Source organism: Citrobacter sp. Cb004 (assembly GCF_030337065.1).
GTDB classification, from domain to species: Bacteria; Pseudomonadota; Gammaproteobacteria; order Enterobacterales; family Enterobacteriaceae; genus Citrobacter; species Citrobacter braakii.
This window is the reverse complement of sequence record NZ_JAOWCH010000070.1, coordinates 445,023-466,538: the sequence shown is the minus strand read 5'-3', so window position 1 is coordinate 466,538 and position 21,516 is coordinate 445,023. Positions and strand designations below refer to the sequence as shown.

Annotated in this window: 18 protein-coding genes; 15 read left to right on the top strand and 3 right to left on the bottom strand. The window is 54.9% G+C overall.

Annotated features, from left to right (window positions below; translation table 11 throughout):
• Nucleotides 1-65: 65 nt before the first annotated feature.
• The gene (locus tag OGV65_RS23640) at nt 66-1,049 is read right to left on the bottom strand and encodes an autoinducer 2 ABC transporter substrate-binding protein (protein ID WP_003037665.1); all 984 of its coding nucleotides are present in this window, start codon (nt 1,047-1,049) and stop codon (nt 66-68) included.
• A 420-nt stretch (nt 1,050-1,469) separates the two neighbouring features.
• Here OGV65_RS23640 and OGV65_RS23635 point away from each other — a divergent pair, with 420 nt between their 5' ends.
• Both OGV65_RS23635 and OGV65_RS23630 read left to right on the top strand, forming a co-directional pair.
• Nucleotides 1,470-2,108 (top strand): DUF1007 family protein, encoded by a 639-nt coding sequence (locus tag OGV65_RS23635; RefSeq protein ID WP_286455504.1) that lies wholly within the window; start codon nt 1,470-1,472, stop codon nt 2,106-2,108.
• Nucleotides 2,099-3,079: a nickel/cobalt transporter gene (locus OGV65_RS23630; RefSeq protein ID WP_049041547.1), complete on the top strand. Its 981-nt coding sequence runs from the start codon at nt 2,099-2,101 to the stop codon at nt 3,077-3,079. Before OGV65_RS23635 ends, OGV65_RS23630 begins: the two co-directional genes overlap by 10 nt.
• A gap of 84 nt (nt 3,080-3,163) precedes the next feature.
• Here OGV65_RS23630 and suhB read toward each other — a convergent pair whose 3' ends face one another.
• Nucleotides 3,164-3,967 carry an inositol-1-monophosphatase gene (gene suhB / locus OGV65_RS23625; RefSeq protein ID WP_046275219.1) on the bottom strand — a complete coding sequence of 268 codons (804 nt, stop codon included), beginning with the start codon at nt 3,965-3,967 and terminating at the stop codon, nt 3,164-3,166.
• Nucleotides 3,968-4,085: 118 nt separating this feature from the next.
• Here suhB and trmJ point away from each other — a divergent pair, with 118 nt between their 5' ends.
• From trmJ to sseB, 11 genes are all read left to right on the top strand, one after another.
• On the top strand, nt 4,086-4,817 hold the full coding sequence (gene trmJ, locus OGV65_RS23620; RefSeq protein WP_016157139.1) for a tRNA (cytosine(32)/uridine(32)-2'-O)-methyltransferase TrmJ: 732 nt from the start codon (nt 4,086-4,088) through the stop codon (nt 4,815-4,817).
• Between the two features lie 217 nt (nt 4,818-5,034).
• On the top strand, nt 5,035-5,526 hold the full coding sequence (gene iscR, locus OGV65_RS23615) for a Fe-S cluster assembly transcriptional regulator IscR (protein ID WP_005120405.1): 492 nt from the start codon (nt 5,035-5,037) through the stop codon (nt 5,524-5,526).
• Nucleotides 5,527-5,693: 167 nt separating this feature from the next.
• Nucleotides 5,694-6,908 (top strand): cysteine desulfurase, encoded by a 1,215-nt coding sequence (gene iscS / locus OGV65_RS23610; protein WP_016154009.1) that lies wholly within the window; start codon nt 5,694-5,696, stop codon nt 6,906-6,908.
• A gap of 25 nt (nt 6,909-6,933) precedes the next feature.
• Nucleotides 6,934-7,320: a Fe-S cluster assembly scaffold IscU gene (iscU, locus tag OGV65_RS23605; protein ID WP_002913991.1), complete on the top strand. Its 387-nt coding sequence runs from the start codon at nt 6,934-6,936 to the stop codon at nt 7,318-7,320.
• A 20-nt stretch (nt 7,321-7,340) separates the two neighbouring features.
• A complete protein-coding gene (iscA, locus tag OGV65_RS23600) occupies nt 7,341-7,664 on the top strand; it encodes an iron-sulfur cluster assembly protein IscA (RefSeq protein WP_003835203.1) in 324 nt (107 codons plus the stop codon).
• A gap of 108 nt (nt 7,665-7,772) precedes the next feature.
• Nucleotides 7,773-8,288: a co-chaperone HscB gene (gene hscB / locus OGV65_RS23595; RefSeq protein ID WP_016154008.1), complete on the top strand. Its 516-nt coding sequence runs from the start codon at nt 7,773-7,775 to the stop codon at nt 8,286-8,288.
• A 15-nt stretch (nt 8,289-8,303) separates the two neighbouring features.
• The gene (hscA, locus tag OGV65_RS23590; protein ID WP_016157138.1) at nt 8,304-10,154 is read left to right on the top strand and encodes a Fe-S protein assembly chaperone HscA; all 1,851 of its coding nucleotides are present in this window, start codon (nt 8,304-8,306) and stop codon (nt 10,152-10,154) included.
• A 1-nt stretch (nt 10,155) separates the two neighbouring features.
• Entirely contained in the window at nt 10,156-10,491 is a 336-nt protein-coding gene (gene fdx, locus OGV65_RS23585; RefSeq protein ID WP_003037690.1) for an ISC system 2Fe-2S type ferredoxin, read from the top strand.
• 11 nt (nt 10,492-10,502) lie between these two features.
• On the top strand, nt 10,503-10,703 hold the full coding sequence (gene iscX, locus OGV65_RS23580; protein WP_003037694.1) for a Fe-S cluster assembly protein IscX: 201 nt from the start codon (nt 10,503-10,505) through the stop codon (nt 10,701-10,703).
• A 60-nt stretch (nt 10,704-10,763) separates the two neighbouring features.
• Entirely contained in the window at nt 10,764-12,047 is a 1,284-nt protein-coding gene (pepB, locus tag OGV65_RS23575; RefSeq protein ID WP_016157137.1) for an aminopeptidase PepB, read from the top strand.
• A gap of 70 nt (nt 12,048-12,117) precedes the next feature.
• Nucleotides 12,118-12,894, top strand: coding sequence for an enhanced serine sensitivity protein SseB (gene sseB, locus OGV65_RS23570; RefSeq protein ID WP_016157136.1), 777 nt, complete (start codon nt 12,118-12,120; stop codon nt 12,892-12,894).
• Between the two features lie 222 nt (nt 12,895-13,116).
• Here sseB and sseA read toward each other — a convergent pair whose 3' ends face one another.
• Nucleotides 13,117-13,968, bottom strand: coding sequence for a 3-mercaptopyruvate sulfurtransferase (gene sseA, locus OGV65_RS23565; protein WP_016154005.1), 852 nt, complete (start codon nt 13,966-13,968; stop codon nt 13,117-13,119).
• 207 nt (nt 13,969-14,175) lie between these two features.
• Between sseA and OGV65_RS23560 the strand changes: the two genes are divergently transcribed.
• A complete protein-coding gene (locus tag OGV65_RS23560; protein WP_286455503.1) occupies nt 14,176-19,110 on the top strand; it encodes an alpha-2-macroglobulin family protein in 4,935 nt (1,644 codons plus the stop codon).
• A complete protein-coding gene (pbpC, locus tag OGV65_RS23555; RefSeq protein ID WP_200102603.1) occupies nt 19,111-21,423 on the top strand; it encodes a peptidoglycan glycosyltransferase PbpC in 2,313 nt (770 codons plus the stop codon).
• Nucleotides 21,424-21,516 lie beyond the last annotated feature (93 nt).

The following is a 21,516-nucleotide window of genomic DNA, read 5'->3' as shown; positions in this document are numbered from 1 at the left end:
GTTAGTTTGGTTGATAGCGCCGGCCAGACGGCCGGCGTTAAGGTTCCCTGGTGTTGGCTAAAGCCTTAGAAACCAAGTGATTGTGCGTTGTCTTTGGTGACTTCGAGGATCTTGTTAAAGCGGATCACTTTCTTCTCCGTGTCGATATCGGCTTTCCCTAAACCATCGATACTCAGGTCGGCGTTAACTTCTTTGCCCTGCAACAGCTGATCGGCAACCGTTACCAGCGCGTAGCCCGCGTCTTTTGGATCCCACAGCAGCGCTTTTTTGATATCACCACGCATCAGGTAAGGTGCAGCCTGTGCTGGCATTGCGATCCCGACGACGGCGATTTTATCTTTGGCGCGTTTTTTCTGCACAGCCTGACCCGCCCCGATTGGACCCAGCGAGCCGAAACCGATAATGCCCTTCATCTGTGGATAGGTTTTCATCAGGTCCAGCGTCGTGGCGTAGGATTTATCGATGCTTTCCGCAACCGGCAGACGTGAAGTGACCTCAAACATTTCCGGATATTTTTCTTTCTGGTACTTAATTGCATAATCCGCCCACGCGTTATGCAGCGGCACCGTCAGTGAACCGACATAGATGGCGTAACCCCCTTTGCCGCCCATGTTTTTTGCTAACTCATCGACGTTGGCCTGTGCGTATTTTTCACTATCGATGGTTTCGATATCCCATTGGCCAATTTGCTCATCCGGGGATTCGTGCGTCAGAACGACAATGCCTTTATCGCGCGCTTTTTTCAGTACTGGCTCAAGGACCTTGGCATCATTCGGTACCACGATGATGGCGTTGACGTTTTTGGCGATCAGATCCTCAATCACTTTGACCTGCTGTGCCGGATCCGGCGTGGAAGGCCCGGTCTGGTAAGCATTCACATCCAGTTTTTTTGCTGCTTCATTAACACCGGTTTCCATCCGGTTAAACCACGGAATCCCGGTGACTTTGGCAACCACAGCAATTTCATATTTTTCCGCCGCAAAGGACGTGCCGGACAACATGCATGCAGAAACCAGGGTTGCACTGAGTAATGCGAGTTTGAATTTCATAGTTGTACCTTTCGTAGGGGGCAGGACATGTCACGGCGTGAAGTTAACAACGAATGGAAGAGGGAATGAATCACAAGTTTGGTGAATGTGATCTATGCCCATTGTTGTAATTTTATGGAAAACAAACGGTTAAATATTAGTTAAATTTGCACGTAAATACACTCAGGGATTTAAATTCAGTGTTAACAAAACATTAAAATGAAACCATAAATTAACAAATTGTTATCATTTTACTTAAGTTGTGGCGACGAAAAGGTATTTGAGAGGATGTTGCTGAAGAAGAAATTGTTGAAATTGAGAACTGAATCGATACCGGAAAAGGGGGCTCAACATTTTTTCGTTCAATGGTATCCTCAGCACACTTTCGCCAAACACAGCATCATTATTTGTGGCGGTGTAGATTTTTCTCGTGGAGAACTCATGCAAGGCGTTAAACGTATCATTATGACGTTGTTTCTCGCGATCCTGTCCTTTGGCGCAGGTGCGCATCCCCACAGCTTTATCCATTTGAAAACCGAGATAGTGGGCGAGAATGACCAGTTCGTCGCGCTAAAAATGCGCTGGACGATGGATGAAATCACCTCGGCAGATCTGCTTTACGATGCGGGAAATGCCAAGCCTGGTGATGAGATCTGGAAAAAACTGGCGGCAGAAGTGATGGCCAACGTCCTCGGGCAGCACTATTTCACCGAAGTGTGGCACGACGGGAAAAAGGTAAAGTTTAAAAACAGGCCGACGGAATATGGCATGGAGCGTGAAGAACATCAGGCAGTGCTGACGTTCGTGTTGCCGCTGGCAGAAGCTCAGCCGCTGAGCGGTCAAAAATATACCATTTCAACCTTCGACCCCACCTACTACGTTGATATGAGCTATGACAAAGACAGCGATGCCTGGCTGGCGCAGGCCATAAGTCAGCAATGCCGTATTTCAGTACATACGCCGACGCCGAATGAACAAATGCTGAGCTTTGCGCAGTCGCTGGATAAAGAAGACGCACCGCCGGAGGATATGGAGTTGGGTAAACAGTTTGCACAGACGGTGACGCTGCAATGTCCGTAGTTTATCAACAACGCGCCGCCAGACGCCGCTGGCTGACACTATGGCCGCTGGCGGTGTTTTTACTGTTGGCTGCAGTCGGCATACTGTGGCTATGGCAGGCCTGGCCGCAGGTGATGATGAAGAGTGTCGTCTGGCAGCGCGACGTTAACCAGCAGATGAGCGGTTTGCTGAAAGCCGTTGCCGCCAATCCGGCCCAGGCCGGGGGATCGCTGCTGCTGTTTAGTTTTCTCTATGGTGTGCTGCATGCGTTGGGACCAGGACATGGAAAAGTCGTCATTACCACCTGGCTGGCAACACATCCCTCGAAGCTGAGGTCGAGTATTGGCCTGACGCTGGCCTCATCTTTATTACAGGGACTGGTCGCCATCGGGCTGGTGGTTGTGGTGCTCACCATTTTGCAGTTGCCTGCACGACAGCTACATATGAGTAGTTTCTGGCTGGAGAAAGGGAGTTATGCGCTGGTTGGCGTGTTGGGCGTTTTATTGTGCGTCCGTGCGCTGAAGAAATTGCGCCAGTTGCTGCGTCGCCCGAAATTTATCGCCTTCACGCCGCACCATGTGCATCACGAGGGATGTGGCTGTGGGCATCAGCATTTGCCTGATCCTGAACAGCTGCAAAGCGGTGATGACTGGCGCGCCCGGCTGATGATCGTTTTGTCTATGGGAATGCGGCCATGCTCCGGGGCAATTATGGTTTTACTGTTTAGCAAAGTGGTTGGCGTTTTTAGCTGGGGCATGGCGTCGGCGCTGGCGATGGCGGCCGGAACCTCTTTGACGATTACGTCACTGGCTTTGCTGGTACACAGTTTCCGCTCGCTGGCGGTGAGACTTAGCGGACATAAAGCGCCGGTGCTGTGGCGACAGATTGGCTGGACGACGCTGGCATTAGCCGGTGGTGCGGTGCTGATTGCTGCTGCGGTAGTGATGTGGGTGAGCGCGGTGCCGGTGGGGCGAGGGATTAGACCGTTTTAATCAAAGCCGGATGGCGGCTTCGCCTTGTCCGGCCTGTATCAACACGTAAGCCCGGTAAGCATGACACCACCGGGCTGTACTGAATTAACGCTTCAGCGCGTCGCTCAGTTCGTCACGCATGTTAGCCAGCATGGCTTTCACTACGCGCGGATTACCTGCAACGATGTTGCCAGTCGCCATGTAGTTATGACCGCCGGTGAAGTCGCAAACCAGTGCGCCTGCTTCACGAGCAATCAGCTCACCTGCGGCGAAATCCCATGGTTTCAGACCGATTTCGAAGTAACCGTCAACACGTGCAGCGGCAACGTAAGCCAGATCCAGCGCAGCAGAACCTGTGCGGCGGAAGTCAGCGCACTCGGTAAACATCTTGCCAAGAATTTTCATGTAAGACGCGGCGTGCTGTTTCGCTTTGAACGGGAAACCGGTGGCGATGATGGTGCCGTCCAGATCGCGTGCGGTGCTGCCACGCAGACGGTAGCCGTTCAGCTGTGCGCCCTGGCCGCGGGTTGCGGTGAACAGTTCGTTACGCATTGGATCGTAAACAACGGCGACTTCAGTACGGCCTTTAATGCGTACTGCGATGGAAACCGCGAAGTGCGGCAGACGTTTTACGAAGTTGGTAGTGCCATCCAGTGGATCGATAACCCATTGAACATCCTGATCTTCACCAACATGCTCACCGCTTTCTTCGGTGATGATGGTGTGCTGTGGGTAAGATTTGCGAATTGTTTCGATAATAATCGCTTCGGCGGCTTTATCGACGTTAGTCACGAAATCATTGCTGCCTTTCTGGCTGGTTTCTACAGAGTCTGGCGTTTCGTAGTGTTTGGCAATTACATTACCCGCCTTGCGCGCTGCGCGCACGGCGATGGTCAGCATCGGATGCATCGGTCTCTCTCACTGGATGTTAAAGAACGGGAAAACGGCGCAGAGTATAGCAGCGAGTTCGGAATATGTCTTCGTTTTATGATAATATGCCCGAATAATCTTTAGCCGAAGAAATACAATGCTGCAAAATATTCGAATCGTGCTGGTGGAAACCTCTCACACTGGCAACATGGGCTCTGTGGCCCGCGCAATGAAAACCATGGGTTTAACTAATCTGTGGCTGGTAAATCCACTGGTTAAACCGGACTCCCAGGCCATCGCCCTGGCGGCTGGTGCCAGCGATGTGATCGGCAGCGCGCAGATCGTCGACACTCTCGATGAAGCGCTGGCGGGTTGCAGCCTGGTGGTGGGTACCAGCGCGCGCTCCCGTACGCTGCCGTGGCCGATGCTGGATCCGCGTGAATGCGGTTTAAAAAGCGTCTCTGAAGCAACGAACTCGCCGGTGGCGCTGGTGTTTGGACGTGAACGCGTTGGCCTGACCAACGAAGAGCTGCAGAAGTGCCATTATCACGTCGCCATTGCCGCAAACCCGGAATACAGCTCGCTCAACCTGGCGATGGCGGTGCAGGTCATCTCTTATGAAGTTCGCATGGCCTGGCTGGCAACGCAGGAAAGCGACAAGACCGCAGAATACGAAGAAGCTGAGTATCCGCTGGTCGATGATTTAGAGCGTTTTTACGGTCATCTGGAACAAACGCTGCTGTCGACCGGGTTTATCCGCGAAGGACATCCGGGGCAGGTGATGAACAAGCTGCGCCGTCTGTTCACTCGTGCGCGTCCTGAGAGCCAGGAGCTGAACATTTTGCGCGGAATTTTAGCTTCTATAGAGCAGCAGAATAAAGGCAAGTAAGCGTCTTGATGTCGGATGGCTGCACGATTTCCAGGCCGGATTAGCGAAGCGCCATCCGGTAAATGAAAATGGCACTGAAGGTTAAATACCTGACTAAATTAGTCAAGTAAATAGTTGACTGATTTAGTCGGGAATGTCAGACTTGCCCCTGCTATGCAATACCCCCATTTTACAATAAAAAACCCCGGGCAGGGGCGAGTTTGAGGCTAAGTAAGACATGAGACTGACATCAAAAGGGCGTTATGCCGTGACCGCAATGTTGGACGTTGCGCTCAACTCCGAAACGGGCCCGGTACCGTTGGCTGATATTTCTGAACGTCAGGGAATTTCCCTGTCATATCTGGAGCAGCTGTTTTCCCGTTTGCGTAAAAACGGTCTGGTTTCCAGCGTACGTGGACCAGGCGGCGGGTATCTGCTGGGTAAAGATGCCGGCAGCATCGCAGTAGGTGAAGTGATTAGCGCTGTTGACGAGTCTGTAGACGCGACCCGTTGCCAGGGCAAAGGCGGTTGTCAGGGCGGCGATAAATGCCTGACCCACGCGCTGTGGCGCGATCTGAGCGATCGTCTGACCGGTTTCCTCAACAACATTACGTTGGGCGAACTGGTGAATAATCAGGAAGTCCTGGATGTGTCTGGTCGCCAGCACACACATGACGCTCCACGCAGCACCCGCACGCAAGACGCTATCGACGTCAAACTGCGTGCCTAATAAAAATTACGCAATATCTTCTGGTTGCATCAAGGCAGCCAGAAAGATGAAGCGTAAAAAGTATTTCAGAATCAGGCCGGGGTGCCAGACGCCCCGTTAACTCGGTCGTACATCCAGCCGGTTGCCTGGTTCCTTGCATTGAAGCGATGTACGGAGTTTATAGAGCAATGAAATTACCGATCTATCTCGACTACTCCGCAACCACGCCGGTGGACCCGCGTGTTGCCGAGAAAATGATGCAGTGTCTGACCCTGGACGGAAACTTTGGTAACCCAGCGTCTCGTTCACACCGTTTCGGCTGGCAGGCTGAAGAGGCGGTAGATATCGCCCGTAACCAGATTGCCGACCTCGTGGGCGCTGACCCGCGTGAAATCGTCTTTACTTCCGGTGCGACGGAATCCGATAACCTGGCGATTAAAGGTGCAGCCAACTTTTATCAGAAAAAAGGCAAGCACATCATCACCAGCAAAACCGAACACAAAGCCGTGCTGGACACCTGCCGTCAGCTGGAGCGCGAAGGGTTTGAAGTGACCTACCTCGCCCCGCAGCGTAACGGCATTATCGACCTGAAAGAACTTGAAGCGGCAATGCGTGACGACACCATTCTGGTCTCCATCATGCACGTTAACAACGAAATCGGCGTGGTACAGGATATCGCAACCATCGGCGAAATGTGCCGTGCTCGCGGCATCATCTATCACGTTGATGCGACCCAGAGCGTGGGCAAACTGCCTATCGATCTGAGCCAACTGAAAGTTGACCTGATGTCCTTCTCCGGCCACAAAATTTATGGCCCGAAAGGTATCGGCGCGCTGTACGTTCGTCGTAAACCGCGTATTCGTATTGAAGCGCAGATGCACGGCGGCGGTCACGAGCGCGGTATGCGTTCCGGTACGCTGCCTGTGCACCAAATCGTTGGGATGGGTGAAGCTTACCGTATCGCCAAAGAAGAGATGGAAACCGAGATGGCGCGCCTGCGCACTCTGCGTAACCGTCTGTGGAACGGCGTGAAAGATATGGAAGAGGTGTACCTCAATGGTGACCTCGAGCAGGGCGCACCGAACATTCTCAACGTCAGCTTCAACTTTGTTGAAGGCGAGTCGCTGATTATGGCGCTGAAAGACCTGGCTGTGTCCTCCGGTTCTGCATGTACCTCTGCAAGCCTGGAGCCATCCTACGTGCTGCGCGCGCTGGGGATGACCGACGAGCTGGCACATAGCTCAATTCGTTTCTCTTTAGGTCGTTTCACTACCGAAGAAGAGATTGACTACGCCATCAATCTGGTTCGCAACTCCATTGGCCGCCTGCGCGACCTTTCCCCGCTGTGGGAAATGTTCAAACAGGGCGTGGATTTGAACAGTATTGAATGGTCACATCACTAATCGGTACCGATAAGGAGAATTCATCATGGCTTATAGCGAAAAAGTAATCGATCATTACGAGAATCCACGTAACGTGGGTTCTTTTGACAACAGCGACGAGAACGTGGGCAGCGGCATGGTGGGTGCACCGGCCTGTGGCGACGTGATGAAGTTGCAGATCAAAGTCAACAATGAGGGTATCATTGAAGACGCGCGTTTCAAGACTTACGGCTGCGGTTCCGCTATTGCCTCCAGCTCTCTGGTTACCGAATGGGTAAAAGGGAAATCTCTGGACGAAGCACAGGCGATCAAAAATACCGATATCGCCGACGAGCTTGAACTGCCACCAGTGAAAATTCACTGCTCTATTCTGGCTGAAGACGCGATTAAAGCCGCGATTGCGGATTACAAAAGCAAACGTGAAGCAAAATAATTAAGAGTTGAGGTTTTATTATGTCGATTACCTTAAGCGACAGTGCAGCAGCGCGTGTAAATACCTTCCTGGCAAACCGCGGTAAAGGGTTTGGTCTGCGTCTGGGCGTGAGAACCTCCGGCTGCTCAGGTATGGCTTATGTACTGGAATTTGTTGACGAGCCGGCGGCTGAAGATACCGTGTTTGAAGACAAAGGCGTAAAAGTCGTGATCGACGGTAAGAGCCTGCAATTCCTCGACGGTACGCAGTTAGACTTCGTCAAAGAAGGTCTGAACGAAGGGTTTAAGTTCACTAACCCGAACGTGAAAGACGAATGTGGATGCGGCGAAAGCTTCCACGTGTAACGCGCTTACTGATAACCCCACCGTGGTCGCCTGCGCGTGGGGTTTGTTTTACCTGACTCTCTGGTTTTGCCTCATCGAACAACAGAGAATCGATGCCCTGAGAATGTTATGGACTACTTCACCCTCTTTGGCTTACCGGCCCGTTATCAGCTCGATACTCAGGCGCTGAGCCTACGTTTTCAGGATCTGCAACGTCAGTATCATCCTGATAAATTCGCCAGCGGTTCTCAGGCGGAACAACTTGCTGCGGTTTCGCAGTCCGCCACTATCAACCAGGCCTGGCAAACGCTGCGTCATCCTTTGATGCGCGCCGAATACTTGTTGTCTTTACACGGCTTTGATATCCGCAGCGAGCAGCACACGGTGCGCGATACCGCGTTCCTGATGGAACAGCTGGAGCTGCGCGAAGAGCTGGACGAGATTGAACAGGCAAAAGACAATCAACGGCTGGATGCGTTTATGCAACGCGTCAGCGAAATGTACAACGTTCGCCATCAACTGATGGTGGAACAGCTGGATAGCGAGACGTGGGACGCAGCGGCAGATACCGTGCGTAAGCTGCGTTTTCTCGATAAACTGCGAAGCAGTGCAGAACAACTCGAAGAAAAACTGCTCGATTTTTAATTTCCGGAAGCGAAAATGGCCTTATTACAAATTAGTGAGCCTGGTCTGAGCGCCGCGCCGCACCAGCGTCGTCTGGCGGTCGGTATCGATTTAGGCACCACCAACTCCCTGGTTGCGACCGTACGCAGCGGCCAGGCCGAAACGCTGGCAGATCATGAAGGTCGCCACCTGTTGCCGTCAGTGGTTCACTATCAGCAGCAGGGCTACTCGGTCGGTTACGATGCCCGCGCCAATGCTGCGCTGGATACGGCAAACACCGTCAGCTCGGTAAAACGCATGATGGGCCGCTCCCTGGCGGATATCCAGGCGCGTTACCCGCATCTGCCTTATTCATTCCAGGCGAGCGAAAACGGCCTGCCGATGATTGAAACCGCTGCCGGTTTGCTTAATCCGGTGCGCGTATCCGCTGACATTCTGAAAGCGCTGGCCGCGCGGGCAACCGAATCGTTGTCCGGCGAACTGGATGGCGTAGTGATCACCGTTCCGGCTTACTTTGACGATGCACAGCGTCAGGGGACGAAAGACGCCGCGCGTCTGGCGGGCCTGCACGTATTGCGTCTGCTGAACGAACCGACCGCTGCGGCGATCGCTTATGGCCTGGATTCCGGTCAGGAAGGCGTGATCGCGGTCTATGACCTTGGCGGCGGTACTTTTGATATTTCTATTCTGCGCCTGAGTCGCGGCGTGTTTGAAGTGCTGGCGACCGGCGGTGATTCCGCGCTCGGCGGCGACGATTTTGACCATCTGCTGGCCGACTATATTCGCGAGCAGGCGGGCGTTGCCGATCGCAGCGATAACCGCGTACAGCGCGAACTGCTGGATGCCGCGATTGCAGCGAAAATCGCACTCAGCGACGCCGATTCTGTGACGGTTAACGTGGCGGGATGGCAGGGTGAAATCACCCGTGAAACCTTTAATGAACTCATTTCCGCACTGGTTAAACGTACGCTGCTGGCCTGCCGCCGTGCGCTGAAAGATGCGGGCGTTGAGCCGCAGGATGTGCTGGAAGTGGTAATGGTCGGTGGTTCAACGCGCGTGCCGCTGGTACGTGAACGCGTCGGTGAATTCTTTGGCCGTACGCCGCTGACCTCTATCGACCCGGACAAAGTGGTCGCTATCGGTGCGGCAATCCAGGCGGATATTCTGGTCGGGAATAAACCGGACAGCGAAATGCTGCTGCTGGACGTTATCCCGCTGTCTCTGGGACTGGAAACCATGGGCGGTCTGGTGGAGAAAGTGATCCCGCGTAACACCACTATCCCGGTGGCGCGTGCGCAGGACTTCACCACGTTTAAAGATGGCCAAACCGCGATGTCCATTCACGTGATGCAAGGCGAGCGTGAGTTGGTGCAGGACTGTCGTTCACTGGCGCGTTTTGCGCTGCGCGGTATCCCGGCGTTGCCGGCAGGCGGCGCGCATATCCGCGTGACCTTCCAGGTCGATGCTGATGGGCTGCTGAGCGTCACCGCTATGGAGAAATCCACCGGCGTTGAGTCCTCGATTCAGGTCAAACCGTCCTACGGTCTGACCGACAGTGAAATCGCCTCCATGATTCAGGATTCGATGAGTTTTGCCGAGCAGGACGTTAAAGCTCGTATGCTGGCAGAACAGAAAGTCGAAGCGGCACGCGTACTGGAGAGTTTATCCGGTGCGCTGAACGCTGATGCCGCGCTGTTAAGCGCCGCAGAACGTCAGGCTATCGACACCGCCGCCGCGCACTTGAGCGAGGTAGCACAGGGTGACGATGTTGACGCGATAGAACAAGCCATTAAAAACGTAGACAAACAAACCCAGGAATTCGCCGCTCGCCGTATGGACAAATCCGTCCGTAGCGCGCTGAAAGGCCATTCCGTGGACGAGGTTTAATATGCCAAAGATTGTTATTTTGCCTCATCAGGATCTCTGTCCCGATGGCGCAGTTCTGGAAGCTGAGACCGGCGAAACCATTCTCGACGTTGCCCTGCGTAACGGTATCGAGATTGAACACGCCTGTGAAAAATCCTGTGCCTGCACGACCTGCCACTGCATCGTACGTGAAGGTTTTGATTCTTTGCCGGAAAGCACAGAAGAAGAAGACGACATGCTGGATAAAGCCTGGGGACTGGAGCCGGAGAGCCGTTTAAGCTGTCAGGCACGGGTAACCGAGGACGATTTAGTGGTCGAAATCCCACGTTACACAATCAATCATGCACGTGAGCATTAACAGAGGGTAGTATGGGACTGAAGTGGACCGATAGCCGCGAAATCGGCGAGGCGCTGTACGACGCGTTCCCCGATCTCGATCCCAAGACCGTTCGTTTCACCGATCTGCACCAATGGATCTGTGACCTGGAAGAGTTCGATGATGATCCACAGGCATCGAACGAAAAAATCCTTGAGGCCATTTTACTGGTCTGGCTGGACGAAGCCGAATAAGTCAACGGGCTGCCCACGGGTGGCCCGTTTTCCTGTATGCGCGAAATAAGGATAAATAAAATGACAGAAGCCATGAAAATTACGCTTTCCACGCAACCCGCTGACGCTCGCTGGGGTGAAAAGGCGACATACAGCATTAATAATGACGGTATTACCCTGCACCTGAACGGAAAAGATGATCTCAGCCTTATCCAGCGCGCCGCGCGTAAAATTGACGGCCTGGGTATTAAACATGTCCAACTGGATGGTGAAGGCTGGGATACCGAACGTAGCTGGGCGTTCTGGCAGGGTTACAAAGGACCAAAAGGCACCCGCAAAGTTGAGTGGGCCGCTCTGGACGAGGCGCAGCGCAAAGAGCTGGATAACCGTCTGAAGATTATTGACTGGGTGCGCGATACCATTAACGCACCTGCAGAAGAGCTGGGCCCGGAACAGCTGGCGCAACGCGCGGTAGATCTGCTGTGCGGCGTGGCCTGCGACAACGTCTCGTACCGTATCACTAAAGGTGAAGATCTGCGCGAGCAGAACTACATGGGGCTGCATACTGTGGGTCGAGGCTCTGAACGTCCGCCGGTGCTGCTGGCGCTCGATTACAACCCGACTGGCGACAAAGAAGCTCCAGTTTATGCCTGCCTGGTTGGCAAGGGAATTACCTTTGACTCTGGCGGATACAGTATCAAGCAAAGCGCATTTATGGACTCAATGAAGTCCGATATGGGCGGTGCGGCAACGGTCACCGGCGCGCTGGCGTTTGCCATCACCCGTGGCCTGAACAAGCGTGTGAAGCTGTATCTGTGCTGCGCGGATAACCTGATCAGCGGCAACGCCTTTAAGCTTGGCGATATCATTCACTATCGCAACGGTAAAAAAGTTGAAGTGATGAATACCGATGCTGAAGGGCGTCTGGTACTGGCCGATGGCCTGATCGATGCCAGTGCGCAAAAACCTGAATTGATCATTGATGCTGCCACGCTGACCGGCGCGGCGAAAACCGCACTGGGCAACGATTACCACGCGCTGTTTAGCTTTGATGACCAACTGGCCGCGCGTTTGTTGGCAAGTGCGGCGCAAGAAAACGAGCCGTTCTGGCGTTTGCCGTTGGCAGAGTTCCACCGTAGCCAACTGCCGTCAAATTTTGCTGAGCTGAATAATACCGGCAGTGCGGCCTACCCAGCGGGTGCAAGCACCGCGGCGGGCTTCCTGTCCCATTTCGTGGAAAATTACCAGCAAGGCTGGCTGCACATCGATTGCTCTGCAACCTATCGCAAAGCGCCTGTTGAGCAGTGGTCTGCGGGCGCAACCGGTCTGGGTGTGCGCACCATCGCGAATCTGCTGACCGCATAATTCATGACTGTATTGCCGGATGGCGCTACGCTTATCCGGCTTACATGTATTCATCCAATTTGTGATACTTATGTCCGAAACAAAAAATGAATTAGAAACGTTGCTGGAGCAAGCAGCGACAGAACCTGCGCATCGTCCGGCATTTTTCCGTACATTACTGGAATCCACCGTCTGGGTGCCGGGTACTGCCGCAGAAGGCGAGGCGGTGGTTGAAGACAGCGCCCTCGACCTTCAGCACTGGGAAAAAGAAGACGGCACGACCGTGATCCCGTTCTTCACCTCCCTGGAAGCCCTGCAACAGGCGGTTGAAGATGAGCAAGCATTTGTCGTTATGCCGGTGCGTACGCTATTTGAAATGACGCTTGGCGAAACGCTCTTTCTCAACGCTAAACTGCCGACCGGCAAAGAGTTTATGCCGCGTGAAATCAGCCTGCTGATGGGGGAAGAGGGGAATCCGCTAAGCACCCAGGAAGTACTGGAAGGTGGTGAATCGCTGATCCTTTCTGAAGTCGCTGAACCTCCGGCGCAGATGATTGACTCACTGACCACGCTGTTTAAAACCATTAAGCCGGTAAAACGCGCATTTCTCTGCTCAATCAAAGAAAGTGCGGAAGCCCAGCCGAATCTGCTGATTGGTATTGAAGCTGAAGGTGATATTGAAGAGATCATCCATGCTGCGGGTAGCGTCGCGACCGATACGTTGCCGGGTGATGAACCCATTGATATCTGCCAGGTGAAGAAAGGTGAGAAGGGCGTGAGTCACTTTATCACTGAGCACATCGCACCGTTCTACGAACGCCGCTGGGGCGGTTTCCTGCGCGACTTCAAACAGAACCGGATTATCTGAGTGAAGGAAAGCCGCCACGAAGGATTATACCTCGCGCACTGAATAATTTTGCCGCTAACTCAGTTGGCTTTTTCTCCCTCAAAAGGGAGTATTAGTGCGCTACGATGAGCCTGCTTTGCTAAAGCAGCACAGCCTGTTGGAAAGGCAGCGAACCGGACTGGCACAAAAAAACCGCTCATTGAGCGGTTTTTTTGTGGGTGAAAAAGATGAGTAAATCAGATTTTATTGAGTCTCAGCCGGTTCTACCGGTAAATCGTTACGCGCGCCCCATTCGCTCCATGCACCGTCATACAATGCGACGTTAGAAACGCCCAGTGTGGCAAGCGCCAGCACAACCACCGCCGCCGTGACGCCTGAGCCGCAGCTGGCGATAATGGGGCGGTCAAAGCTTACGCCGTGGCTGAAGAAAATAGCATCCAGTTCGTCGGTAGTTTTCAGTTCACCGTCACGAACCAGTTCTGTCCACGGTACGTTAAGCGCACCCGGCACATGGCCACGCTTGAGGCCCGGACGCGGCTCGTCAACTTCGGCATTAAAACGCGCAGCCGGTCGGGCATCGACGATCTGCGCCGTTTTTTCATGACTGGCCAGCAGTACGTCGGTAACGCGCACAACCGCTTCAGGCGTAAATGCCACGTTAAATTCACCTTCCGGTAAATCCTCATTTCCTTCTTTGAGCATTAGCTCATCGCGCTGCCAGCCAGCCAGACCGCCCGCCAGAATGGAGACATTCTCGACACCAAATGTCCGCAGCATCCACCATGCGCGCGGCGCGGAAAACAGGTTGCCATCATCGTAGACAACCAGGTGTTTATCCTGATGAACGCCCAATTCGCGCATCGCTACGGCAAAGGCTTCCGGTCGCGGCATCATATGCGGTAGCGGTGACGTATGGTCGGAAAGCGCTTCAATATCAAAAAAGACTGCGCCAGGAATATGGCCTGCACGATACTCCTCGCCAACATCGCGATCTTCCTGTCCTGGAGGTGCCATCCGGGCATCAAGAATTTGTATTTCCGGGTCGTCAATGTGTTCGGCAAGCCAGTCGGCAGCGACAAAAAAGGCGGTGGTCATAGGCATCTCCATTTTTACCAGGTTTTGGCAAATTGTCGGATGTTTAGTGCAATGCGACAAGTAAAAGAGGCTGATTTGTCAGGCGAATCCACATTAATCACGAAAAAATAGGACAACCTGGAACAGTTACTGGCTTCCACAGCCGAAAATCTGACGCATAATAGTTGTTCTACGTAGCTAACGGGCCACTACGGCCAGGGATGAAAAATGAAACATTTACGCGTAGCGGCCTGTATGCTGATGCTGGCACTGGTTGGGTGCGATAATAATAACGAAAAATCACCGACGGCTGCGAAGCCTGATGCGCCTGCACCGCAGACTGCGCCAGCAAAAGATAAGGCCCAATTACAAAAGCTGATTCAGCAAAGCCAGGGCAAGTCGCTGACGTTGCTTGATGCCTCCGAGGTCCAACTCGACGGCGCGGCAACGCTTGTTTTGACCTTTTCCATTCCCCTCGATCCGGAACAAGATTTTTCTCGCGTAGTGCACGTTGTTGATAAAAAAAGCGGCAAAGTGGATGGTGCCTGGGAGCTGGCGCCAAATCTAAAAGAGCTACGCTTACGCCATCTCGAACCTAACCGGGAACTGGTGGTTACCATTGAGCGTGATTTGCTGGCGCTGAATAAAGCGACGTTCGCTATCGATTATGAAAAAAACATTACCACCCGCGACGTCCAGCCAAGCGTAGGGTTCGCTAGTCGCGGCTCGCTGCTGCCGGGAAAAGTGATTGAAGGGTTACCGGTGATGGCCCTTAACGTTAATAGCGTGGATGTGAACTTCTTTCGCGTGAAGCCTGAGTCGCTCGGTGCGTTTGTCAGCCAGTGGGAATACCGTAATTCGTTGTCAAACTGGGAGTCAGACAATCTGCTGAAAATGGCGGAGCTGGTTTATACCGGACGCTTTGACCTCAATCCTGAGCGTAACACCCGAGAGAAGCTGCTACTGCCACTGAGCGATATCAAGCCGTTGCAGCAAGCAGGCGTTTACATTGCGGTGATGAATCAGGCCGGACACTATAACTACAGCAATGCTGCTACGCTGTTTACGCTCAGTGATATTGGTGTCTCTGCGCACCGTTACCACAATCAACTGGATGTCTTTACGCAGAGTCTGGAAAACGGCGCTGCGCAGCAGGGTATTGAGGTCACGTTACTCAACGAAAAAGGGCAGACGCTGGCGCAGGCTACCAGTGACGCGCAGGGTCACGTCAAGCTGGAAACCGATAAAGACGCGGCCTTATTGCTGGCCCGTAAAGACGGGCAAACCACGCTGCTGGACCTGAAGCTCCCGGCGTTGGATCTGGCTGAATTTGATATTGCCGGCGCGCCGGGATACAGCAAGCAGTTCTTTATGTTTGGCCCCCGAGACCTCTATCGCCCTGGCGAAACGGTGATCCTCAACGGATTACTGCGAGATAGCGACGGCAAAACGCTGCCTGACCAGCCGGTGAAGCTGGAGGTCGTTAAGCCCGACGGACAGGTGTTACGCTCGGTAGTGAGCCAACCGGAAAACGGTCTGTATCGCTTTAGCTGGCCGCTGGACAGCAGCGCGCCAACCGGCATGTGGCATATTCGTGCCAATACTGGCGACAACCAGTCGCGGATGTGGGATTTCCACGTCGAAGATTTCATGCCTGAGCGGATGGCGCTCAATCTCACCGCCAATAAGATGCCGCTGGCTCCAACTGATGAAGTGAAGTTCTCGGTGGTGGGCTACTACCTGTACGGCGCGCCCGCCAACGGCAATGCTCTGCAAGGGCAGCTTTTCCTGCGCCCGCTGCGGGAAGCGGTGCAGGCATTACCGGGGTTCCAGTTTGGTAATATTGCCGAAGAAAATCTTTCTCGCAGCCTCGATGAGGTTCAGTTGACGCTGGATGACCACGGTCGCGGCGAAGTGGCTACCAACAGCCAATGGCAGGAGACGCATTCTCCGTTACAGGTGATTCTGCAAGCCAGCCTGCTGGAGTCGGGTGGCCGTCCGGTGACGCGTCGGGTTGAACAAGCCATCTGGCCTGCGGATACGCTGCCAGGTATTCGTCCGCAGTTTGCGGCGAGAGCCGTTTATGACTACCGCACCGATACCACCGTCAATCAGCCTGGCGTTGATGAAAACAGCAATGCCGCTTTTGATATTGTGTATGCCGATGCGCAAGGCGAGAAAAAAGCGGTGTCCGGTTTACAGGTGCGTTTGATCCGTGAACGCCGTGATTATTACTGGAACTGGTCTGAAGGCGAGGGCTGGCAATCGCAGTTCGATCAAAAAGATCTGGTTGAGGGTGAGCAGACCCTGGATCTTAAGGCCGATGAGACCGGTAAAGTCAGCTTCCCTGTCGAGTGGGGTGCCTATCGCCTGGAAGTGAAAGCTCCGAATGATGCGGTGAGCAGCGTGCGCTTCTGGGCTGGTTATAGCTGGCAGGATAACAGCGACGGCAGCGGGGCAGTGCGTCCCGATCGCGTGACCCTGAAACTGGATAAACCCGGCTATCGTCCCGGCGATACCATGAAGCTACACATTGCCGCACCCGCGGCTGGCAAAGGTTACGCGATGGTGGAGTCCAGCGAAGGCCCGCTGTGGTGGCAAGAGATAGACGTACCGACGGATGGTCTTGATATCTCCATCCCGGTCGATAAAACCTGGAATCGCCATGACTTGTATCTCAGCGCGCTGGTGGTTCGTCCTGGCGACAAGTCTCGTTCGGCAACGCCAAAGCGGGCAGTCGGCTTACTGCATTTGCCGTTAGGCGATGAAAACCGTCGTCTGGCGCTGGCGCTGGAAAGCCCGGCAAAAATGCGTCCAAATCAGTCGTTGACCGTCAAGATTAAAGCCAGCGTTAAAAATGGCGATGTGCCAAAACAGGTTAACGTGCTGGTCTCTGCCGTTGACAGCGGGGTGTTGAACATTACCGATTACGCCACGCCGGATCCCTGGCAGGCGTTTTTCGGGCAAAAACGCTATGGCGCGGATATTTATGATATTTACGGCCAGGTGATCGAAGGGCAAGGACGTCTGGCGGCGCTGCGCTTTGGTGGTGATGGCGATGAGTTAAAACGCGGCGGCAAGCCACCGGTTAATCACGTCAATATTGTGGCGCAACAGGCGCTGCCGGTGACGCTTAACGAGCAGGGCGAAGGTACGGTGACGTTACCAATTGGTGATTTCAACGGCGAGCTGCGGGTAATGGCGCAAGCCTGGACGGCGGATGACTTTGGCAGTAGCGAAAGCAAAGTGATTGTCGCCGCGCCGGTAATTGCTGAACTGAACATGCCGCGCTTTCTGGCGGGGGGGGATACCTCGCGCCTGACGCTGGACGTGACCAACCTGACTGACAAACCGCAAACGCTGATTATTAATCTCGCGGCCAGCGGTTTACTGGAGCTGATGGGGCAAGATCCCGCCCCGGTGAATCTGGCGCCAGGCGTACGGACTACGCTGTTTATTCCGGTGCGTGCGCGGGAGGGCTTTGGCGATGGCGAAATTCAGGCGCAAATTAGCGGTCTGAATCTACCGGGTGAAACGCTGCCTGTTCAGCATAAACAGTGGAAAATTGGCGTGCGACCGGCGTTCCCGGCGCAAACTGTTAATTACGGCGTCGCACTTCAGCCGGGCGCAACCTGGCAGATTCCGGGCGAAGAACTGACGAATTTCTCTCCTGTGACGATGCAGGGACAACTGCTGTTCAGCGGTAAACCACCGCTGAATCTGGCGCGCTATATCCGTGAACTGAAAGCTTACCCTTACGGTTGCCTCGAGCAAACGGCGAGCGGGTTGTTCCCATCCTTATACACCAATGCCGCGCAGTTGAAGGCGTTAGGTATCGCGGGCGACAGCGATGAAAAACGCCGTGCGGCAGTAGAGATTGGCATCTCTCGTTTACTGCAAATGCAGCGTGATAACGGCGGTTTTGCGCTGTGGGATAAGAACGGGTCGGAAGAGTACTGGCTGACCGCGTATGTGATGGATTTCCTCGTTCGCGCGAATGAACAGGGCTATAGCGTTCCGGCAGAGGTGATTAACCGGGGTAACGAGCGGCTGCTGCGCTATTTGCAGGATCCGGGCATGATGTCGATTCGCTATACCGACGACGCATCAGCAAGCCGGTTTGCTGTACAGGCCTACGCCGCGCTGGTGCTGGCTCGTCAGCAGAAAGCCCCGCTCGGCGCGCTGCGTGAGATCTGGGAGCGTCGTGCGCAGGCGGCTTCCGGTTTACCGCTGTTGCAACTGGGGATAGCGCTGAAAAACATGGGCGACGCCAACCGCAGTGAACAAGCGTTGACGCTGGCGTTGAATACGCCACGCCGCGATGCGCAGCAGTGGATGGCGGATTACGGCAGTCAGCTACGTGACAACGCGCTGATGCTGGCATTGTTGGAAGAGAACAAGCTTAAACCTGAAGTGCAGAATACGCTGCTGAACACTTTGTCAGAACAGGCCTTTGGGCAGCGCTGGCTCTCTACTCAGGAAAACAATGCGCTGTTCCTTGCCGCGCGTACGTTGCAGGACTTGCCTGGCTCGTGGCAGGCGCAAACGTCACTCTCTGAACAGGCGTTAGCCGGGGAGAAATCACAAACGCGTAATCTGGATGCTGACGCGCTGTCAACGCTGAACGTCACCAATACCGGGAATCTGCCGCTGTGGCTGCGTCTGGATGTGAGTGGTTACCCGCAAACCTCGCCGACGCCTGCCAGCAACGTCCTGCACATTGAGCGTCAGATCCTGGGGCTCGACGGGAACAGCAAAGCGCTGGATTCTCTGCGCAGCGGCGAGCTGGTACTGGTCTGGCTGGAGGTGAAAGCCAGCCAGAACGTACCGGATGCGCTGGTGGTCGACTTACTGCCAGCCGGCCTGGAGCTGGAAAACCAGAATCTGGCCAACGGCAGCGCCAGCCTGCAGGACAGCGGCAGCGAGGTAGCGAATTTGCTCAATCAGATGCAGCAGGCGGATATCCAGCACGTTGAGTTCCGTGACGATCGCTTTGTCGCCGCGGTAGCGGTCAACGAAGGACAGCCGGTGACGCTGGTCTATCTGGCGCGGGCGGTAACGCCGGGGACCTATCAGGTTCCTGTGCCGCAGGTGGAGTCAATGTATGTTCCGCAGTGGCGCGCGACCGGTGCGACAGAGGGGCTTTTGATTGTCAGACCGTAAATGATGCGCGGGTTGGGGAAACGCGGCTGCTGGCTCTGGCTGGCAGCCGTTGCGCTATTGCTGGTAGCGGGGGTTTGGGCGGCAGATAAAATCTGGCCGCTGCCGCTTCACGAAGTCGATCCGGCACGTGTCGTGGTGGCTTACGATGGTACGCCGCTATGGCGCTTCGCCGACGCGGACGGCATCTGGCGTTATCCGGTGACTATTGATGAGGTGTCCCCCCGTTACCTTGAGGCGTTAATCAACTACGAAGACCGCTGGTTCTGGAAACATCCCGGCGTCAATCCGTTTTCAGTGCTGCGCGCGGCATGGCAGGACCTCTCCTCAGGTCGTGTCGTTTCAGGCGGCAGTACGCTCACCATGCAGGTCGCACGATTACTCGATCCCCACCCGCGAACTTTCGGCGGCAAGTTCCGCCAGCTCTGGCGCGCATTGCAGCTGGAATGGCATCTTTCTAAGCGCGACATCCTGACGCTATATCTTAACCGTGCGCCGTTTGGCGGCACGCTGCAGGGCGTGGGTGCTGCGAGCTGGGCCTACCTTGGTAAATCTCCCACACAGTTGAGTTATTCCGATGCCGCGCTGCTGGCCGTGTTGCCGCAGGCACCGAGCCGTCTGCGCCCGGACCGCTGGCCGGATCGCGCTGAAGCGGCGCGCAATAAAGTGCTTGAGCGCATGGCGACGCAGGGCGTTTGGCCTGCCAGACAGGTGCAGGAGTCACGCGAAGAACCGGTCTGGCTGGCGCCCAGACAAATGCCGCAGTTAGCGCCGTTATTCTCGCGCATGATGCTGGGAAAAAGCCGGAGCGATAAAATCGTGACCACCCTTGACGCCGGATTGCAGCGCCAACTGGAAGAGCTGGCGCAAAACTGGAAGGGCCGCTTACCTGCGCGCAGTTCGCTGGCGATGATTGTGGTCGATCACACGGATATGAGCGTGCGTGGCTGGGTGGGGTCGGTAGATATGAATGACGACTCCCGCTTTGGCCATGTGGATATGGTGAATGCGATCCGCTCGCCGGGCTCGGTGCTGAAGCCGTTTATCTATGGTCTGGCGCTGGATGACGGATTAATTCATCCTGCTTCATTGTTGCAGGATGTGCCGCGTCGAACCGGAGATTATCGACCAGGGAATTTTGACAGTGGTTTTCATGGCCCGGTCAGTATGAGCGAAGCGCTGGTGCGCTCGCTGAATTTACCCGCCGTGCAGGTACTTGAAGCCTATGGCCCGAAGCGTTTTGCCGCATCGTTACGTAACGTTGGCTTACCGCTGTATCTGCCCGCTGGTGCCGCACCGAATCTGTCGCTGATTTTGGGCGGGGCAGGGGCCAGACTGGAAGACATGGCGGCGGCGTACAGTGCCTTTGCCCGTCAGGGAAAAGCGGGAAAACTGCGCCTGCAGCCAGACGATCCACTGCTGGAGCGTCCGTTGATGTCGGTAGGCGCGGCGTGGATTATTCGCCGCATTATGGCTGACGAAGCGCAACCGCTGCCGGATAACGCGCTGAGCAGAGTGGTTCCGCTGGCGTGGAAAACGGGTACCAGTTATGGCTATCGCGATGCGTGGGCGATTGGCGTTAACGCCCGTTATGTGATGGGGATCTGGACCGGCAGACCCGACGGTACGCCGGTGGTGGGCCAGTTTGGTTTTGCCAGCGCCGTGCCGCTGCTCAATCAGGTCAACAATCTTTTGCTCTCTCGCGGGACAAATCAGCCGGAGGATCCGCGCCCTGAATCCGTTAGCCGCGGCGTAGTGTGCTGGCCGGGCGGGCAGTCACTTGCGCCCGGAGACAGTAACTGTCGACGCCGTCTGGCAACCTGGCTGCTGGACGGCAGCCAGCCGCCCACGTTGTTATTGCCCGAACAGGAGGGCGTGAGTGGCATTCGTTTCCCCGTCTGGCTGGATGATGAAGGCAAACGTGTGGCGGCGGATTGCCCGCAGGCGCGCGAACAAACGTTAATCGTCTGGCCTTTACCGCTGGAGCCATGGCTGCCGGAGTCAGAGCGCCGTGGGGCGAGATTACCGCCGGTTTCTGCCACGTGTCCGCCGCTGGGGCAGGATGCTTCGCTGCCGTTGCAGTTGACAGGGGTTCGTGATGGCGCGATCGTGAAGCGTTTACCCGGTTCTGCGCTGGCCTCATTGCCAGTACAAACCAGCGGTGGGACTGGCGATCGCTGGTGGTTTCTTAACGGTGAACGGCTGGATGAACGCGGACGCCGTCTTACGCTACGGCTGGCGACCAAAGGGGATTATCAACTGCTGGTGATGGATGACGCCGGACAGGTGGCGACGGTGAGATTTTCGTTGCAGTAGACCACCAGGTGACTTTTGTTGCTAAAATTCATCTTATTTTAAAGAAATGTTATCTTCGTCAATAGTCAATTGCCGGGATGCTCTTTATAATCC

Excerpts from the sequence above, each read along its gene's own strand:
- sseB (WP_016157136.1), top strand. The coding sequence starts at position 12,118 with ATGTCCGAAACAAAAAATGAATTAGAAACGTTGCTGGAGCAAGCAGCG.
- pbpC (WP_200102603.1), top strand. The coding sequence starts at position 19,111 with ATGATGCGCGGGTTGGGGAAACGCGGCTGCTGGCTCTGGCTGGCAGCC.
- trmJ (WP_016157139.1), top strand. The coding sequence starts at position 4,086 with ATGCTGCAAAATATTCGAATCGTGCTGGTGGAAACCTCTCACACTGGC.
- suhB (WP_046275219.1), bottom strand. The coding sequence starts at position 3,967 with ATGCATCCGATGCTGACCATCGCCGTGCGCGCAGCGCGCAAGGCGGGT.
- iscX (WP_003037694.1), top strand. The coding sequence starts at position 10,503 with ATGGGACTGAAGTGGACCGATAGCCGCGAAATCGGCGAGGCGCTGTAC.
- fdx (WP_003037690.1), top strand. The coding sequence starts at position 10,156 with ATGCCAAAGATTGTTATTTTGCCTCATCAGGATCTCTGTCCCGATGGC.
- OGV65_RS23640 (WP_003037665.1), bottom strand. The coding sequence starts at position 1,049 with ATGAAATTCAAACTCGCATTACTCAGTGCAACCCTGGTTTCTGCATGC.
- iscS (WP_016154009.1), top strand. The coding sequence starts at position 5,694 with ATGAAATTACCGATCTATCTCGACTACTCCGCAACCACGCCGGTGGAC.
- iscU (WP_002913991.1), top strand. The coding sequence starts at position 6,934 with ATGGCTTATAGCGAAAAAGTAATCGATCATTACGAGAATCCACGTAAC.
- OGV65_RS23630 (WP_049041547.1), top strand. The coding sequence starts at position 2,099 with ATGTCCGTAGTTTATCAACAACGCGCCGCCAGACGCCGCTGGCTGACA.
- OGV65_RS23560 (WP_286455503.1), top strand. The coding sequence starts at position 14,176 with ATGAAACATTTACGCGTAGCGGCCTGTATGCTGATGCTGGCACTGGTT.
- iscR (WP_005120405.1), top strand. The coding sequence starts at position 5,035 with ATGAGACTGACATCAAAAGGGCGTTATGCCGTGACCGCAATGTTGGAC.
- hscB (WP_016154008.1), top strand. The coding sequence starts at position 7,773 with ATGGACTACTTCACCCTCTTTGGCTTACCGGCCCGTTATCAGCTCGAT.
- OGV65_RS23635 (WP_286455504.1), top strand. The coding sequence starts at position 1,470 with ATGCAAGGCGTTAAACGTATCATTATGACGTTGTTTCTCGCGATCCTG.
- pepB (WP_016157137.1), top strand. The coding sequence starts at position 10,764 with ATGACAGAAGCCATGAAAATTACGCTTTCCACGCAACCCGCTGACGCT.
- sseA (WP_016154005.1), bottom strand. The coding sequence starts at position 13,968 with ATGACCACCGCCTTTTTTGTCGCTGCCGACTGGCTTGCCGAACACATT.
- hscA (WP_016157138.1), top strand. The coding sequence starts at position 8,304 with ATGGCCTTATTACAAATTAGTGAGCCTGGTCTGAGCGCCGCGCCGCAC.
- iscA (WP_003835203.1), top strand. The coding sequence starts at position 7,341 with ATGTCGATTACCTTAAGCGACAGTGCAGCAGCGCGTGTAAATACCTTC.